General features: G+C 59.1%; 16 protein-coding genes. 3 read left to right on the forward strand and 13 right to left on the reverse strand.

The window, feature by feature from the left end; genetic code table 11:
* Window positions 1-6: 6 nt before the first annotated feature.
* From hpaI to hpaG, 6 genes are all read right to left on the reverse strand, one after another.
* The gene (gene hpaI / locus G7090_RS03240; RefSeq protein WP_166181523.1) at window positions 7-804 is read right to left on the reverse strand and encodes a 4-hydroxy-2-oxoheptanedioate aldolase; all 798 of its coding nucleotides are present in this window, start codon (window positions 802-804) and stop codon (window positions 7-9) included.
* A gap of 9 nt (window positions 805-813) precedes the next feature.
* A complete protein-coding gene (gene hpaH, locus G7090_RS03245; RefSeq protein WP_166181524.1) occupies window positions 814-1617 on the reverse strand; it encodes a 2-oxo-hept-4-ene-1,7-dioate hydratase in 804 nt (267 codons plus the stop codon).
* A 103-nt stretch (window positions 1618-1720) separates the two neighbouring features.
* A complete protein-coding gene (locus G7090_RS03250; RefSeq protein WP_165717373.1) occupies window positions 1721-2101 on the reverse strand; it encodes a 5-carboxymethyl-2-hydroxymuconate Delta-isomerase in 381 nt (126 codons plus the stop codon).
* 9 nt (window positions 2102-2110) lie between these two features.
* Window positions 2111-2962, reverse strand: a complete 852-nt coding sequence (gene hpaD / locus G7090_RS03255; protein ID WP_166181525.1) for a 3,4-dihydroxyphenylacetate 2,3-dioxygenase — start codon at window positions 2960-2962, stop codon at window positions 2111-2113.
* A 1-nt stretch (window position 2963) separates the two neighbouring features.
* On the reverse strand, window positions 2964-4430 hold the full coding sequence (gene hpaE, locus G7090_RS03260; protein ID WP_166181526.1) for a 5-carboxymethyl-2-hydroxymuconate semialdehyde dehydrogenase: 1467 nt from the start codon (window positions 4428-4430) through the stop codon (window positions 2964-2966).
* A complete protein-coding gene (gene hpaG, locus G7090_RS03265) occupies window positions 4427-5716 on the reverse strand; it encodes a 4-hydroxyphenylacetate degradation bifunctional isomerase/decarboxylase (protein WP_166181527.1) in 1290 nt (429 codons plus the stop codon). Before hpaG ends, hpaE begins: the two co-directional genes overlap by 4 nt.
* Before the next feature lie 272 nt (window positions 5717-5988).
* Here hpaG and hpaR point away from each other — a divergent pair, with 272 nt between their 5' ends.
* Window positions 5989-6429, forward strand: a complete 441-nt coding sequence (gene hpaR, locus G7090_RS03270) for a homoprotocatechuate degradation operon regulator HpaR (protein WP_166181528.1) — start codon at window positions 5989-5991, stop codon at window positions 6427-6429.
* An 84-nt stretch (window positions 6430-6513) separates the two neighbouring features.
* Window positions 6514-8178, forward strand: coding sequence for a methyl-accepting chemotaxis protein (gene tsr / locus G7090_RS03275; protein WP_166181529.1), 1665 nt, complete (start codon window positions 6514-6516; stop codon window positions 8176-8178).
* A gap of 112 nt (window positions 8179-8290) precedes the next feature.
* Here tsr and G7090_RS03280 read toward each other — a convergent pair whose 3' ends face one another.
* Both G7090_RS03280 and G7090_RS03285 read right to left on the reverse strand, forming a co-directional pair.
* Entirely contained in the window at window positions 8291-9652 is a 1362-nt protein-coding gene (locus G7090_RS03280) for an MFS transporter (protein WP_166181530.1), read from the reverse strand.
* Window positions 9653-9858: 206 nt separating this feature from the next.
* Window positions 9859-10773 carry a GntR family transcriptional regulator gene (locus G7090_RS03285; RefSeq protein ID WP_166181531.1) on the reverse strand — a complete coding sequence of 305 codons (915 nt, stop codon included), beginning with the start codon at window positions 10771-10773 and terminating at the stop codon, window positions 9859-9861.
* Between the two features lie 202 nt (window positions 10774-10975).
* Between G7090_RS03285 and G7090_RS03290 the strand changes: the two genes are divergently transcribed.
* Entirely contained in the window at window positions 10976-11998 is a 1023-nt protein-coding gene (locus G7090_RS03290) for a zinc-binding alcohol dehydrogenase family protein (protein ID WP_166181532.1), read from the forward strand.
* 52 nt (window positions 11999-12050) lie between these two features.
* On the opposite strand, the gene opgB is transcribed toward G7090_RS03290, so the two are convergent.
* From opgB to G7090_RS03315, 5 genes are all read right to left on the reverse strand, one after another.
* Window positions 12051-14342, reverse strand: coding sequence for a phosphatidylglycerol--membrane-oligosaccharide glycerophosphotransferase (opgB, locus tag G7090_RS03295; protein WP_166181533.1), 2292 nt, complete (start codon window positions 14340-14342; stop codon window positions 12051-12053).
* A 211-nt stretch (window positions 14343-14553) separates the two neighbouring features.
* On the reverse strand, window positions 14554-15051 hold the full coding sequence (locus tag G7090_RS03300; RefSeq protein ID WP_166181534.1) for a DUF2501 domain-containing protein: 498 nt from the start codon (window positions 15049-15051) through the stop codon (window positions 14554-14556).
* A gap of 84 nt (window positions 15052-15135) precedes the next feature.
* Window positions 15136-15873 carry a DNA replication protein DnaC gene (gene dnaC, locus G7090_RS03305; RefSeq protein ID WP_106994132.1) on the reverse strand — a complete coding sequence of 246 codons (738 nt, stop codon included), beginning with the start codon at window positions 15871-15873 and terminating at the stop codon, window positions 15136-15138.
* The gene (dnaT, locus tag G7090_RS03310) at window positions 15870-16415 is read right to left on the reverse strand and encodes a primosomal protein DnaT (protein WP_166181535.1); all 546 of its coding nucleotides are present in this window, start codon (window positions 16413-16415) and stop codon (window positions 15870-15872) included. The genes dnaC and dnaT overlap by 4 nt, the downstream gene beginning before the upstream one ends.
* Window positions 16416-16521: 106 nt before the next feature.
* Window positions 16522-16950: an organic hydroperoxide resistance protein gene (locus tag G7090_RS03315; protein ID WP_166181536.1), complete on the reverse strand. Its 429-nt coding sequence runs from the start codon at window positions 16948-16950 to the stop codon at window positions 16522-16524.
* Between the last annotated feature and the right edge of the window lie 8 nt (window positions 16951-16958).

The raw sequence follows: 16958 nt of genomic DNA on the forward strand, positions 1-16958 counted from the left end.
TTACCTTTAGTAGACGGATTTATTGTTATTCACAGACGTAACCGGTTTATCGATAAAGCGAGCCGCCAGCGCTTCGGCGCTGCGGGCGAGCAGGGTGGTGTCGACGCCGATGGCGACAAACAGCGCCCCGAGTTCGAGATAGCGTCTGGCCAGCTGCTCGTTGGCCATCAGAATGCCGGGCGCTTTCCCCGCAGCGCGGATCTGCGCGATAGCCTGCTCGATAGCGGACTGCACTTCCGGGTGAGTCGGATTACCGGCAAAGCCCATGTCGGCGCTGAGATCCGCCGGGCCGATAAACACCCCGTCTACCCCATCCACATCGAGGATCTGCGGCAGGTTTTTCAGCGCTTCGCGGGTTTCAATTTGCACCAGCAAGCACATGGCGTCGTTGGCCTGATGCAGGTAATCCGGAATGCGGTTCCAGCGTGACGCCCGCGCCAGCGCGCTGCCAACGCCGCGAATACCCGCAGGTGGATAGCGTGTCGAGCGCACCGCCAGGCGGGCTTCGTCGGCGTTTTGCACCATCGGGATCAGCAGGGTCTGCGCCCCCACGTCCAGCAGCTGTTTGATCTGCACCGGATCGTTCCACGACGGGCGCACCACCGGCTGGCTGGGGTAGGGGGCTATCGCCTGCAACTGGGTTAAGATGGTCTGCACGCTGTTGGGGGCGTGTTCCCCGTCGATCAGCAGCCAGTCGAAGCCTGCCCCGGCCAGCAGCTCGGCGCTGTAGCTGCTGGTGAGCCCCAGCCATAAACCGATTTGCGGTTTCCCGGCGTTCAGCGCGTCTTTAAAGGCGTTATTCATGTGGTCTCCTTATACAAAGCGGCTGCTGATGGAGCCCATGTTGCCGTAGTCAACATGGAAGGTGTCGCCCTTGCTGGCGGTGACCGGGCGGGTAAAGGAGCCGCCGAGGATGATCTGCCCGGGCTCCAGCTGCACGTCGTACGGGGCCAGCTTGTTCGCCAGCCATGCCACGCCGTTGGCGGGATGGTTGAGCACGCCTGCCGCGACGCCGGTCTCTTCGATCACCCCGTTGCGGTAGAGCAGGGCGGAGATCCAGCGCAGATCCAGCTCGTCCGGGCGGATCGGACGACCCCCGAGGATCACCCCGGCGTTGGCGGCGTTGTCGGAGATGGTGTCGAACACTTTGCGTGGGCGCTGGGTTTCAGGATCGATGTTGTGGCAGCGGGCGTCGATCAGCTCCAGGGCTGGGATCACGTAGTCGGTGGCGTTATAGACGTCGAACATCGTGCAGTTCGGGCCGCGGAGCGGTTTCGCCAGCACGAAGGCCAGCTCCACTTCGATGCGCGGGACGATAAAGCGGTCGGTGGGGATGTCGCTGCCGTCGTGAAAGAACATGTCGTCGAGCAGGGCGCCGTAGTCCGGCTCGCTGATCTGCGAGCTGGCCTGCATCGCTTTCGAGGTCAGGCCGATCTTGTGGCCCTTCAGGGTGCGGCCTTCGGCCATTTTCAGGCTCACCCATTCGCGCTGCACGGCGTAGGCGTCTTCAATGGTGATCGTCGGGTAATCCAGCGAGATCGCGCGGATCTGCTCCCGGGTCTGTTCCGCCTGATGCAGGCGATGGGCGATCAGGGTATGGGTGTGTTTATCGAGCATGGCGATATCCTGTTTTTGCCGGGTGGCGCTGCGCTTACCCGGCCTACGGTATTATTCCCTCTCCCCTTCGGGGAGAGGGTTAGGGTGAGGGGCAAGCAGACGGCTACTTAAATAAGGCGTGCACGTTGTTCTGCTTGAAGTTCAGCGTCGGGTGCAGCTCTTCAATTTCAAACGACAGCGCCAGGTAACGGGCGTCCATCAGCCCGGCGAAATGGTCTTTAATCAACGCAAACAGCATCTCGCCCACCTGCTGACGGCTCTCCAGACTGCGCCCGGCGCCGATCTTCAGCGTCATGTGCACAAAGGCGTAATCGTGCTTGCCGTCGGCCATCTGCCAGGTGTCCACCCAGTGCGCGCGGCTGCGGATCCCGCCGAGGGGGAAGATCCCGGTGGCGGCCAGCGCCTCGTTCACACGGCTAAACAGGCCCGGCAGGTCGGCCTGCTCACGGATGTTCCCGGTACATTCGACAATAAAGTGCGGCATGGGGCGTCCTTAAGCGGGCAGAGGAAAAACGGCGTTAACCTGGCCGGTGCCAGAGCTGGGGAACAGCTCGGTGAGAAACTCCACCTTGCCGTCGTAGGTGTCCCAGCCGAGTACGCCCAGCAGCATCACCGTGTCGTGCATATTGCCTTCGCCGTAGCAGTAGTCGGCGTACTCCGGCAGCATGCTGCAAAACTCTTTGAACTGGCCTTCGCGCCACAGCTTCACCACCCGCTCGTCCATCTGACGGTCGAACTCGCGGGTGTAGCTGTTCATTCCCTCTTCGGCACGCTGATCGTCGATAAAGCGGTGCGACAGCGAGCCGCTGGCCAGCACCGCCACGGTGCCGTCATATTTTTCAATGGCGCTGACGATCGCCTCGCCCAGCCTGCGGCTGTCAGCAAAGTCATGCACGGTGCAGAACGCCGAGATGGAGACCACTTTGAAGTGCTTATCCGCGTTCATGTAGCGCATCGGCACCAGGGTGCCGTACTCCAGCTTCAGGCTCGGGATGTTGTGCGCTTTGGCACGCACCCCCTTCGCCACCGCTTCGTCGGCGATCAGCTGGCCCAGCTCCGGGTTGCCGTCGTAGTCGTAGGTCATGTCGCGGATAAAGTGCGGCAGCTCGTTGCTGGTGTAGACCCCGGCAAAATGGTCCGCACAGTTGATGTGATACGCGCTGTTCACCAGCCAGTGGGTGTCGAAGACGATGATGGTATCGACCCCCAGCTCGCGGCAGCGTCTGCTGATCTCTTTATGTCCGTCGATGGCCCCCTGACGGCAGCCAAAGTTTTTGCCCGGTATCTCAGAGAGATACATCGACGGCACGTGGGTGATTTTTGCGGCTAACGCTAACTTGCCCATCTCATACCCCCCATTTCGGGATTGGGTGGTCGCCCATGGAGATACAGACGTTTTTCATCTCCGCGAACACCTCGAAGCTGTATTCCCCGCCTTCACGACCGGTGCCGGAGGCCTTCACGCCGCCAAACGGCTGGCGCAGATCGCGCACGTTCTGGGTGTTTACAAACACCATCCCCGCTTCGATGTTGCGCGCCAGGCGCAGCACCTTGCTGATGTCCTGGGTCCAGATGTAGGAGGCCAGGCCGTACTCGACGTCGTTCGCCAGGCGCAGCCCTTCGGCTTCGTCTTTGAACGGCAGCAGGCAGGCCACCGGGCCGAAGATCTCCTCCTGGGCCACGCGCATCCGGTTGTCGACATCCGCCAGCACCGTCGGGCGCAGGAAGTTGCCGCCTTTCAGGTGGGCAGGCAGATCGGTCGGTTTGTCCGGGCCGCCCGCCAGCAGGGTGGCGCCTTCCTCAATGCCGAGGCGGATATAGCCGGAGACTTTCTCCCAGTGCTGCTGGCTGATTAGCGCCCCGATCTGGGTGTTCGGATCGGTCGGGTCGCCCACCCGCAGGCGGTTGGCGCGCTCGGCAAAGCGCTTGACGAATTCCGGGTAGATGCTCTGCTGAATAAAGATGCGCGAGCCGGCGGTGCAGCGTTCGCCGTTGATCGAGAAGATGGTGAACAGGGCGGCGTCCAGGGCGCGTTCGATATCGGCGTCTTCAAAGATCAGTACCGGCGACTTGCCGCCCAGCTCCATGGAGTATTTTTTCAGGCCACCGGCCTGCATGATGCGGCGTCCGGTGGCGGTGCCGCCGGTGAACGACACGGCGCGGATATCCTGATGGCGCACCAGGGCGTCACCCGCTGTCGCACCGTAGCCCTGCACCACGTTGAGCACGCCCGCCGGAATACCCGCCTCCAGCGCCAGCTCGCCCAGGCGATCGGCGGTCAGCGGGGAGAGTTCCGACATCTTCAGCACCGCGGTGTTACCTAAGGCCAGGCAGGGGGCGACCTTCCAGGTGGCGGTCATAAAGGGCACGTTCCACGGCGACACCAGGGCGCACACTCCCACCGGCTGGACCAGGGTGTAGTTGAGCATCTTGTCATCGACCGGGTAGGTCTTGCCGTTCATCTGCTGGCACACTTCAGCGAAGAACTCGAAGTTGTGCGAGGCGCGCGGGATCAGCACGTTTTTGGTCTGGTGGATCGGCAGGCCGGTGTCGGCGGTCTCCATCGCGGCGATCTCCGGCACGTTCTGGTCGATCAGATCCCCCAGACGACGCATCAGGCGTGCGCGCTCTTTCATCGGCAGGTTGGCCCATTTCGGGAAGGCTTCTTTAGCGGCGGCTACGGCCTGGCCGATCTCCGCTTCACCGCCCGAAGCCACCTCCGCCAGCACCTCGCCGGTGGTCGGGTTGGTGGTGTGGAAGTAGTCGTTACCCGCCACGTTTTTGCCATTGATCCAGTGGTTTATCTTCTTCATGAGTTTGCCTCCTCGCTGACAATCCGGTTGACCAGACGGCCAACGCCTTCCACTTCCACTACCACTTCGTCGCCCGGGCGCACGTCGGCCAGCCCTTTCGGCGTGCCGGTGGCGATCATGTCCCCCGGCTGCAGGGTCATAAAATCACTCAACCAGGCGATCAGGAACGGGATGCTGAAGATCAGATCCGCAGTGCTGCCCTGCTGGCGCAGCTCGCCGTTGATCCAGGTGCGCAGGGTGAGGTTGTGCGGATCGGCAATCGCCGATTTGTCCACGATCTGCGGGCCGATGGGCGTCAGGCCGTCGCGGCTTTTCACCCGCAGGTTCGGGCGATAGTAGTTTTCCAGGTAGTCGCGGATGGCGTAGTCGTTGCAGACCGTGTAGCCCGCCACGTAGTCCATGGCGTCGGCTTCGGCGACGTGGCGCGCGGTTTTGCCGATCACCACCACCAGCTCGGCTTCGTAGTGCATGTACTCGACATTGTCCGGGCGCACCGAGGTCTGGTGGTGTTCGTTAAAGGTGTTCGGGGCTTTGATAAATACCAGCGGCTCGGTAGGCGGCTTGAAGTCCAGCTCGCTGGCGTGATCGGCGTAGTTTAGCCCGAGGGCAAAGAGCGTGCCGCTGGTGGAGAGCGGCCAGGCGAAGGTTTGCTGCGCAGGCAGCTCGCGGGCGTTTACCACGCTGTTTTCCAGCGTCGGCAATCCCTCAGCCAGCACGCGCACGCGGTCGCCCGGGTGCAGCGCCACGCGGGAGTGCGGGGTGCCCAGCAGAATGGCGTCGCCCGGGTTGAGGGTGGCGAAGGCGCTTAGCTCGCTCAGCAGGGTCGCGGCGTTGCGTTGCAGATCGGCGGTGTTCCAGCGATCCACTTCCCGGCCGTTGATCTCGGTGACGATCGTCAGGTTATCGATGTTGCCGACCGTCGCGCGATCGCCCACCGGGCAGAACCCGTCCCGGCATTTGGCTTTGATCGCCGGGCGGTAGAAGCTCTCTTCCGGCAGGCTCACCTCGTTTGCCAGCGCATATCCGGCAATGTAGTCGGCGGCCTCTTGCGGGCTGATTTTGCTCGCGGTCTTGCCGACAATCAGCGCCACCGTCGCGCCGCTCAGCACCTGTTCGCCTTCGGGATGCGGGATGGCCTCGCCGGAGCGGATCAGGGTATTACGCGGTTTGATAAACCAGACGGCGGTTTTCGGCGGCGTGTTGTAAGGGGGCTGGTGAAATGCGTCGCGCCAGGCATCAAGCTGGCTGCGGTGATTGAGTGCCACCGCGAAAACAGTACCTTTCATTCCTTTCTCCTCGGGCCCGGGTATCGGGTTTTGAGTTCATTAATATGTTAATGATTAGGTTTTAGCCCCTTGCCGGGTGTTTGGCAAACAGAAGTAAATAATTTGTGATAGCAATAACAATAAATTTACATTCACTGTAATTTATTTATCTATATCAAATAGTTAATATTTTTGTGTGATATCTGTTAGACTTTTTGTCCGCGCCGCTGGTGCCGGGAAGCCGCGTGAGGCATTGATTGTTTCGTTATTAATGATGTTGAGGTGGGAGCGCCATGCACAATTCGTTAACTATCGCACTACTCCAGGCGCGGGAAACCGCGATGACCTTTTTTCGCCCGATTATCAAGCAGCACAATCTGACGGAGCAGCAGTGGCGGATCGTGCGCGTGCTGGCGGAACATCCGTCGATGGATTTTCACGATCTGGCCTTTCGCACCTGCATTCTGCGCCCGAGCCTGACCGGGATCCTCACGCGCATGGAGCGCGACGGGCTGGTGCTGCGCTTAAAGCCGCTTAACGACCAGCGCAAGCTGTATGTGTCGCTCACCAGAGAGGGCAGCGCCCTGTATGAGCGTGCTCAGGCTCAGGTGGAAGAGGCCTATCAGCGCATTGAGGCGGAGTATTCGCCGGAGAAAATGCAGCAGCTGACGGCGCTGCTGGAAGCGTTTATTGAACTTGGAAACCGGCACGTCGCAGAGCGAGAAGAAGAGTAAAAACCACAAATTTCAGGATGATTTCCGTAAAGTTTTCGCTTCCCAGGCCGAAAATTCTGTACCTGTCTGGTGGAATGAGAACTCATGTTAAATCGTATAAAGATTGTTACCAGCTTACTGCTGGTCCTGGTTATTTTTGGCCTGTTACAACTCACATCCGGTGGTCTTTTTTTTAATGCCCTCAAGCATGACAAAGAAAACTTCACCGTTCTGCAAACCATTCGTCAGCAACAATCCACGCTTAACGGCAGCTGGGTAGCGTTGCTGCAAACCCGTAACACCCTGAACCGCGCGGGCATCCGCTACATGATGGATCAGAACAATATCGGTAGCGGTGCGACCGTGAACGATCTGATGCAGATTGCGTCGACATCCCTGAAGCAGGCGGAAAAAAACTGGGCGGAGTACGAAGCCCTGCCGCGCGACCCGCGTCAGAGCGAAGCTGCCGCGCTGGAAATCAAACGTAACTACGATATCTATCACGGTGCGCTGGCCGAGCTGATCCAGCTCCTGGGTGCAGGCAAGATCAATGAGTTCTTCGATCAGCCGACCCAGGGCTACCAGGACGGCTTTGAGAAGCAGTACGTCAACTATCTGCAGCAGAACGATCATCTGTATCAGACCGCGGTCGATGACAGCAACAGCTCCTACAGCCAGGCGATCTGGATCCTGTTAAGCGTGTTGGTCCTGGTGCTGGCGGTGATTGTCGGCGTCTGGGTCGGTATCCGTCACGCGCTGATCTCTCCGCTGAACCGTCTGACCGACAGCATTCGCCATATCGCCAGCGGCGACCTGGTGAAGCGCATTGAGGTGGACGGGACGAACGAGATGGGTCAGCTGGCTGATAACCTGCGTCATATGCAGGCTGAGCTGATGCGTACCGTGGGCGACGTGCGTAATGGTGCCAATGCCATTTACAGCGGCGCGAGCGAAATCTCCATGGGCAACAACGATCTGTCTTCCCGTACCGAGCAGCAGGCCGCTTCCCTGGAAGAGACCGCCGCCAGCATGGAAGAGCTGACCGCGACCGTGAAGCAGAACGCCGAGAACGCCCGTCAGGCAAGCCATCTGGCGCTGAGCGCGTCCGAGACCGCGCAGAAAGGCGGGAAAGTGGTGGATAACGTGGTGCAGACCATGCGTGACATCGCCGGCAGTTCGCAGAAGATTGCTGACATCATCAGCGTGATCGACGGCATTGCCTTCCAGACCAACATCCTGGCGCTGAACGCCGCGGTAGAAGCGGCACGTGCCGGTGAGCAGGGTCGTGGCTTTGCGGTGGTTGCCGGTGAAGTCCGTAACCTGGCGCAGCGCAGCGCCCAGGCTGCACGCGAGATCAAGAGTCTGATTGAAGACTCCGTGGGTCGCGTTGAGTTGGGTTCTACCCTCGTAGAGAGCGCCGGTGAAACCATGGGCGAGATCGTCAGCGCGGTCACCCGCGTGACCGACATTATGGGCGAAATCGCCTCTGCCTCTGACGAGCAGAGCCGCGGTATCGACCAGGTGGGTCTGGCGGTTGCCGAGATGGATCGCGTGACGCAGCAGAACGCCTCGCTGGTACAGGAATCTGCGGCAGCCGCCGCGGCCCTGGAAGAGCAGGCGAGCCGCCTGACGCAGGCGGTGGCGGTGTTCCGTATTCAGCAGGACCAGCAGAAATCCCGCGCGCACGCGGCGGTGAAAACCGTTGCCACGCCGATGACGACGCGTAAAGCGGCCGTTACCGACAGCGGTGATAACTGGGAAACCTTCTGATGTAAAAAGCGCCCTGTTCAGGCAGGGCGCTGTGTGTGTGCCCGGCGGCGCTTCGCTTGCACGGGCCTACGATTTTGTAGGCCGGGTAAGGCGAAGCCGCCACCCGGCAATACTACTGCTGGCGCGGATCGCTAATCGGCTGACGCACCAGGAAGATATACGCCAGTGCCCCCAATGCCGTGACGCAGCCGCAGATGATCAGCGCCAGGCGGAACGAGTGGGTGGTGTCGACGATAAACCCGGTGACAATCGGCGCAAACGAGGCGCAGATGAAGCTGGCGAAGTTCTGAATGCTGCCCACCGAGGCGGTCATTCGTGATGCCACGGCCACGTGGATCAACCCCCAGCACGACGTTCCCGCAAAGTGGATGCAGAACAGCGCCATCCCAATCAGCAGTACCGCACTCATCGCCGTGGTGGCTTCCGGCACCACAAAGGTAAAGGCCGCCGATAACAGCATCCCGCTGATAATACACAGCTTACGGCTGCGGACCGGTGCCATGCCGCGTTTGACCAGTGCATCGGTGGTAAAGCCGTTCACCAGCATACCCGCTGCGCCAAACAGGAACGGGATCGCTGCCATCAGGCCGGTGCTTTTCAGATCGAGATTATAGGCGGTTTGCAGATACCCCGGCAGCCAGGCGAGGTAGAGCCAGGCGGTATAGTTGATGCCGCTGAAGCCCAGCATCATCCCCCACATGGTGCGGTTGCGGAACAGGCTGCGCCATTCAGCAAAGCTTAACGGATCGCGGCGGGCGTTAACGCTCCCGGCATTCAGGTACGCCTGCTCGACGCCGCTCAGGGCAATCTCCTCGCGGTTGCGATAGAGCATGTACCAGCCAATGGCGAGGAAAATGCCCAGCACGCCGATGGTGACAAACATCCCGCGCCAGCCCATCACCAGCATCATCGCTGCCAGCAGTGGCGGGCTGATGGCCACGCCGATGGTCGAGGCGGCGTTAAAAATGCCCATCGGACGGCCACGCTCTTTGATGTTGAACCAGTCGTTGATCACCTTTACGCCGCACGGGTTCATCGGCGCTTCGCCAATACCCATCCCGATGCGTACCAGCACGAACTGGGTGAAGCTGTGAACCATCCCGGACATCGCCTGGAACAGCGACCAGAAGAACATCCCTAGCCCCAGCATCAGGCGCGGGCCTTTGCGGTCCAGTAGCGGGCCGCAGGGCAGCTGCGCGATGCCATACGCCAGCGAGAAGACCGACAGCAGGGCGCCGATCTCGGTGGCGCTGAGCCCCAGCTCTTCGCGGATGGTTAAATTCGCCACCGACAACGAACTGCGATCGAGATAATTAATCACCGCGGCAAAAAATAATAACAGCATCGCCGTGGTCTGGATGCGCTTAATACGCGCGCTACGCTGAATAGCACCCGCTGGCGGCAGAGACATATCGGGTATATTTTCTTTGTCAAAGGTGGTCTGCGGGTCGAGAGTTATATTGCTTTTTTCCACGCCGGACTCCTGAATAAGTGTAGGGTTATTTCTCGGGTCTATTTATTGGAGAAATATCTATAACGACCAGTGATGAAATAAATCCCTTCATCACCACTCACGAAAATAAGTCGACTCCAGGTGAGCATAGGCAGCCGCTAATTTCCCGCGTGCGCCCAATTGCGGAAGCGTGCAGTCCGTATAGATTTGCTGTTTTTAATCGGTACTTAATAAAAAACCGTCGCGCTCTGTTTGATGGAGCGGATCATCGACTGTTTGGCGGTATTGAGGTGGTTGCGCATCGCCAGATTGGCATCGAGATCGCTGCGGCAGATCAGCGCGCTGAGGATGGTCATGTGCTCGTCGATGGCGATGATATTGCGCTGCTTCAGGTCGCTCTCGTCCCACTGGTAGTGGAAATGGAAGATAAACGAGATGATCTCCAGCGACTGGTTGAAGAAGATATTGTTGGCGGCGGAGAGCAGCAGGGAGTGGAAGTCGCGATCCAGCCGGGAGAACTGGCGAAAGCTGTCGCCGATGCTGTCGCGCAGGGCGCGGTGCTCCTCCAGCAGGGTGCGGGCCTGCAGCCAGCGCGGGTCGCTGTCGGGCAGGTTGAGAAAATGCTGCAGGGCATGGGTTTCCAGCATTTCGCGCAGCTCGAACAGCTGCTCGGCCCACGACTGGTCGAACTGCTTCATCCGCCATTGGCCGCGTTTTTCGCTCTCAATCAGGTTGTAGCGACTGAATTTAAGTAAGTACTCCCTAACCACCACAGGACTGACGCCTGCGCTGCGCGCCAGCTCCAGCTCCGAAAAGGCCTCCCCGGCACGCAGGATGCGCTGGTTAATCATCGACAAAAAGCTCTGCTCAAACAGCCGGGTCTGCTCCGCCAGCGGGGCGATTTCGCAGGTGAAGCCGTCCCCGGCGTCGGGCTTGCGGGCAATCACATAGTCAGCGTTAACTCGGGTCAGAACGCCACAGTCGCAGAGATGGGTCTGGATATGGCGAACGGTGGTGCGGCTGATGTTGTACATCTCCGCCAGCGCGCTCTGGGAGGGCAGCGGCGACGGGATGTGGCCCCGGGCCATATCGTCGATCACCTGGTTAATCACGTTGTGACGCAAATTTTGTGAACGGCTCATGGGGCTCCTTTTACTCCCTCTCCCTTGAGGGAGAGGGCTGGGGTGAGGGGGGTACATATCGCACTGTCGGTTATTTCGGCGTATTAAAACCCTATTTAAAACGGCTTTATGCGCGGGGATTCACACTTCCTGTTTTTGTCTGCCCGTTATTTTGCGTTTTCATCAATATCTGAAACCACGAAAGAACAGGAGAGCGAAAAAAATGACGACGATGAATGCGCTGGTGTGTCAGGAGCCGAAAAAATTACGCTGGGTGCAAAGGGACGTGCCCGCTCCCCGGGATAACGAAGCGCTAATAAAAATAAAAACCGTGGGGATTTGCGGAACGGATATACATGCCTGGGGCGGCAATCAGCCCTTTTTTAATTATCCCCGAGTGCTCGGGCATGAAATATGTGGCGACGTTGTGGCGCTGGGAAAAAATATTCAGACGTTGAGTATAGGGCAGCAGGTGGCGGTTATTCCTTACGTGGCCTGCCAGCAATGCCCGGCCTGCCAGAGCGGTAAAACCAACTGCTGTGAAGCGATCTCGGTGATCGGCGTGCATCAGGACGGTGGTTTCAGCGAGTATCTGTCGGTGCCTGTGAGCAATCTGCTGCCCGCCGACGGCATTAATCCGGAGGCGGCGGCCCTGATCGAGCCCTTTGCCATCAGCGCCCATGCGGTGCGCCGGGCAGCCATTCAGCCAGGGGATAGTCTGCTGGTGGTGGGTGCGGGGCCGATTGGTCTGGGGGCGGCGGCGATTGCTCACGCGGAGGGGGCGAACGTGATCGTGGCCGATACCAGCCCGGCCCGGCGCGAGCATGTCCAGGCCTGCCTCGGGGTGCCGACACTGGATCCCTCCGCGGCTGATTTTACTGACCAGCTGCGGGCGCAGTGCGGCGGCCCGCTGGCGCAGAAGGTGATTGATGCCACCGGCAATCCGCAGGCGATGAACAATGCCGTCAATCTGATTCGTCACGGGGGAGCGATCGTTTTCGTCGGGCTGCACAAGGGCGATCTGCAGTTTTCCGATCCGGAGTTTCACAAGAAAGAGACCACCATCATGGGCAGCCGTAACGCCACCGGAGAGGATTTTGCCAAAGTCGGGCGGTTGATGGCCGAAGGGAAGTTAAGCGCAGAGATGATGCTGACCCACCGCTATGCGTTTCGCGAGCTGGCGGAGGTGTATGAGGCGGAGGTGATTAATAATCGCGGGCTGATTAAGGGTGTGATTGCATTTTAAGCTTGCCATGCAGCGCCCGGGGTCAGGTTGGGCGCTGCTTTTTTTTATGCTGTCAGCCTTCGGCGTTAACCACTTTGATCTCCACCATGCCGATCCCCAACTGACGCGGGGAGTGACCGAGGATATTCCCCTCGTTGGTGGATTCCGGCGCAGGCGGCACAATCACCAGGGTGCTGCTGTGCGACGGGTTGTCGAAATGCAGCGTGGTGGTGGTGACGTCGTTACCGAGGGTCAGGGTCTGTTCCGCGTTGCCAATGCGTACCGGAATCGGTTTATTGGCGTTTGGCCCCCAGGCTTTGGCGGTGATCACCAGGTCAAACTTCGCCGGCAGCGGCTGGTTGTACTCGATCTTCACCTCATCCCCGAGCTGGGCGTTGGACCAGCGGCCCCAGGACTCCGGACGTGAAATACCGCTGAACTGCTTCACCTCCTCCGGCGCGCCAGCGACGTTAAAGACGAAGCTGTCGGCTTTGTAGCGGATGTCGTTGTCGGAGACTTTCAACATATCGACGTTGCGCTGGTAGCGGTCGGTGCTGATAACGGTCTCTTTAAAGGCCGTTTTACCCTTCCACTGCGCTTTATCAACGTGCTGTACGGTCTGCTCGCCGCCCAGTTGGCCCTGGGAAACACACCAGTCGGTAGAGAGCGACAGCGGCTGTGACCACAGCTGACCCATCTTGTAGCAGCGATCGACCCAGACGAAGTTATCCCGCGGGGCGAAGTCGGCCAGCTGATAGCGCAGCGGGGCGGAGTATTCGCTTTCCGGCAGCGGTTCGACCCGCTTATCGGAGACGCGCAACAGCAGCGGCAGACGGAAATGGCTCCCGGAGAAGGCCATCATGTTCTTCTGGCTGTCGATGGTGAACTCTTTCAGCTCTTTCGGGAAATTCCACAGGCGGATCACGTCCGGTTTCCACGCCAGCACTTTATCCTTCATGTTGAGGAACACCTCGGATAGCGACTGCCCGGAGAGGCTGCTGCGGCCGAGGCCGATAAAGTTATCCCCGCCGAGAATATCCAGCACCGTTGCGCCGTTATCCATGGTGTTGCGCTTAACGGCCATCACCTCCTGCTGAGGTTTGTCGCCACGCAGGACAAAGAACAGGTTACTGCGATCCTGCTTGTTCAGCGCATCCCAGGCGCTGTTTTTCATTGCCAGATGGTCGGACGAGACCACAATCACCGTGTTTTTAAAGTACGGCGAGGCTTTGATTTTTTCGATCAGCGCCGCGATATGCTCCTGGCTGCAGCCCACCGCGCTGAAGGACTGATTGGGTTTGCCATCAATCGCATAGCTTTTGCGCTGGCAGGTGCGGGAGATAAAGCCGTCCGGGTGGTGGGTATCCACCGTCAGGGCAAACAGCGAGAAGCGTTTGCCGGACTGCGACAGCTCCTCGAATTTTTTCCAGGTTTCGTCCAGCACCGTGTCGTCGTAAAAGCCCCAGTCGTTGCGGTACGTCGGGTCCGCGACGGTGGTTTTTAACTCTTCCGCGCCGTACAGATGGTCAAAGCCGTGGGACTGCAGGAACACATCTTTTCCGGCGAAGCGCAGGTTAGCGCCCTGCATGAAATAGTTCTCATATCCGGAGTTTTTCAGGATATCGCCAAGGCAGATATTCTGCGGGAAGAAGCTGGAGACCGACGCCGAGGCGTTGCCCTCGAACGGCGCAAACAGCGGGATCCCGCACTGGGAGGCGACCATTCCGGCGATGGTGTAGTCGGTGCCGGGCAGCTGCGCGGTATGGCTAAAGTCGATCCCTTCATTTTTGATGGCGCCCAGCTCCGGGGCGAGATCCGGGAAGGCGTTGTTATCAAAATAGGTGCGCTCAAGGCTCTCGCCATAGATATAGACGAGATTGAGTTTCGGGTTCGGGATCGTTTTGCCTGGCTCTTTATAATAGGCCGCAAAGTCAGGATCGCCGTCGCGCGACTGCGATTTCACCAGCTCGGTGATCTGATGAAACGCCGGGCTGGCGTCCACCGAGGCCAGCGCCAGCACCAGCGCCAGCAGGCTGTAGCCGAGGTGGTGCGGGTGATGACGGCGGCGGCGCAGGATCCAGCCCAGCAGAGCAAATACGCTTACCAGCGCAACCACCACGCCGACGCCAGGCAGGATGTACTTACTTACCCCTGCGCCGGTCAGGCTGTTGGTCAGGGTATAAAGGACGGCATCGTTAATACCATCCCCGGTAAAATAGTCGCTGGCGTAGAGGGTAATGTTTAAAACGACAAAAAGCCCCAGCACCAGAAGGGTGACGGCAAACCACCAGGTATTACGACCCGCCTTGCGGGAATAAATCACCACCGAGGCGAGAAACAGGGCAACAGAAATAAACTCTGACAACAACTTATCCTCAATAAGGGCAGTCGCTGGTTAGCGGACTAACTGTATAATTTTTGGGTGATACAATGTAATGGCGATGCCATTTAGCTGCAATTGTAGTGTCACGGAATTGTGCTGTTGTTAGGATTTGGTTTAGAAAATGCAATGTTTGACGGGCGTCGCTTTACGCGGAAGGGAGAGACGCCGCGACGCTGGTCGCGGCGTAGTGGGATCAGGAGATAAAGCTGAGACCCTGTTTCAGGACAAAATCACAGGCCTGAGCTTTGACCTTCTTCGCCAGCGGGGTGTTGCCGATGGTTTCCAGGTTCAGCTGCTGGCCGTTGTTCGCATTCAGCAGACCCTGGATCCCTTCCAGATAGTTGGTGTCCTGCTGTTGCTCTTGCGGGGTTTCCAGGCCCAGTTTCCCTAATACCTGATTTTTAATATTGGTGGCATCAGTCATCGAGGCCAGCTTCTCTTTGGCGCAGTATTCGAGGATCCCGGCTGCGTTATTCATGTTGCTGGCGCTGAGGGAGTCGGTGCCGCTGTTGAGCAGGCCGGTCAGTGAAGAGAGAGAAAGACCGCCGGTCTGGGACGAGGTGGTGCTGTTGCCCGCGCTGAGCTGGCTGGCAGCGCTGTTGAGCGAATCCTGCCAGGAGGTTGCCGCCTGTGCTGCACCGGTGACCAGCAGGGCGCTTAAGGCGGCGCTGAGAAGAAAATGTGTTTTCATAGGAGCTACTCTGTCGATGGCCCGCCGGGGCGGAGTGGCTGGCAGTATAAACCCCCGCGGCACCGGACTTCCTGGGTAAATATCCTAATACTCTTTGCCGGTCACGCGGCTGCGATAGCTTTCCCAGTCAAAAATCACATACAGGCTGTTGCCGAGCTTCATGCGATCCATCACCCGCTCACCCAGCAGGCGGGTCATCTCATCCACGTTGTGGTTGGTGAGCATGCCGGTCGGGCGCTTGGAGGAGGATCGACGATCGACGATCTGGTTGATGATCACTTTTTCGTAGCGCGATTCGGTCTGGACGCCGATCTCGTCGATCACCAGCAGATCCACGTTACTCAGATCGTTCAGGAGCTGCTCTTCGCTGGTTTCCCGATTGCTGAAGGTATCTTTCATCGCCGACATAATGTCGGCCACGGTGATGATAAGTACCGATTTGCCGCGCAGCAGCAGTTCGTTGCAGATCGCCGCCGCGAGGTGGTTTTTACCGGTGCCCGGCTTGCCGCTGAAGATAAAGCTGGCGATGTTGCCGTCGAACTCTTCCACGTACTGGCGGGCCTGTTGCAGGGCTTTTAGCTGCCCCTGGCTCTCCACGTTGTAGTTATCGAAGGAGCAGTTCTGATGTAGGGGGCGAATACCGGAGCGATTAAAGGTGCGCTGCATCTTCATGGCGCGGTTTTCCCGGGCCAGCGCAGCCGCGCGGATCTCACCCTGCTCTTTCTGCCACGCCAGCAGCTCTTCGCCGGTGGTAAAGGCCGGTTTGACGTTGGCAGGCATCATCTTCTGCAGACGTTTCATCAGTTCGCCGAACTCTTTCATTTGGCACCTCGGAATCCGTGGGGGATCTGTTTATCCGGTTCTGAAAAGGCATTCACGTCGCGTTTTGATTGTGCGCCGCTGCTGGCCCGGTTGATCTGCACGCTGCGGGCCAACTTTTGCTGCCACTGGATATGGTGGAAGACTTTCCCTTCCGCCTGCCAGTAAGCGGTGAAGGCGGCCAGCTCTTCCGGGGCGACGGGCTGGGTGAGGGCAATGCCCCACAGCGCCGCCTGGCGTTGGAAATCGGGGTCGGGCTGCCAGCCGTTATACATGGCAAATTTGCCCATCGGCACGGCAACCGGCGCGCTGGCGGGTTCGTCGAAGAATTGCGTATCCAGAGTGACATCGCTGGTCGGGCGCGCCAGGCGCGCTTCCAGCTCCAGCAACTGAGCCAGACGCTGGGGCGTGATCGCATAAAAAGCCGGTGCATTATCGGCAAAAACGGCGACAGTACCGCCTTCAGCATTGGCCAGCACGGCGCGGGGATCGTGCATAAAGGCATCAATGCCAGTGACGCTGTTGGTCAAAATTCTGGAGGACATAATACTTCTCTACTGGATTACTGCGGACGTGATATGGGCTTATGGTAGCACAGAGAGGAGGGGGGCTGGCAGGGGTCTGATACCCACTCTCTGCCCCCCTGAAAAATCAGGAGATAATGTTCAGCGTCACGTCAATATTGTTGCGGGTGGCGTTAGAGTACGGGCAGACAATATGCGCCGCATCGACCAGTTTCTTCGCCTCGGCGGCGTCCATCCCCGGCAGATGAATATTCAGCTTCGCTTCGATACCAAACCCGGTTGGCAGCGGGCCGATCCCCACTTCCCCTTCAATAAACGCGTCCTTAGGCATGGTGATTTTGTCGCGATTAGCCACAAACTTCATCGCGCCGAGGAAACAGGCCGAATAGCCTGCGGCAAACAGCTGTTCCGGGTTGGTCACTTCCCCGCCCGCGCCGCCCATCTCTTTGGGAACACCCAGTTTGACATCCAGAACGCCGTCGGACGAGGTGGCGCGGCCATCACGGCCCCCGGTGGCTTTGGCTTTGGCGGTATAAACAACTTTATCTAAAGACATGTTGAGTT

Source organism: Leclercia sp. 29361, from assembly GCF_011290365.1.
In the GTDB taxonomy this organism is placed as follows: domain Bacteria; phylum Pseudomonadota; class Gammaproteobacteria; order Enterobacterales; family Enterobacteriaceae; genus Enterobacter; species Enterobacter tamurae.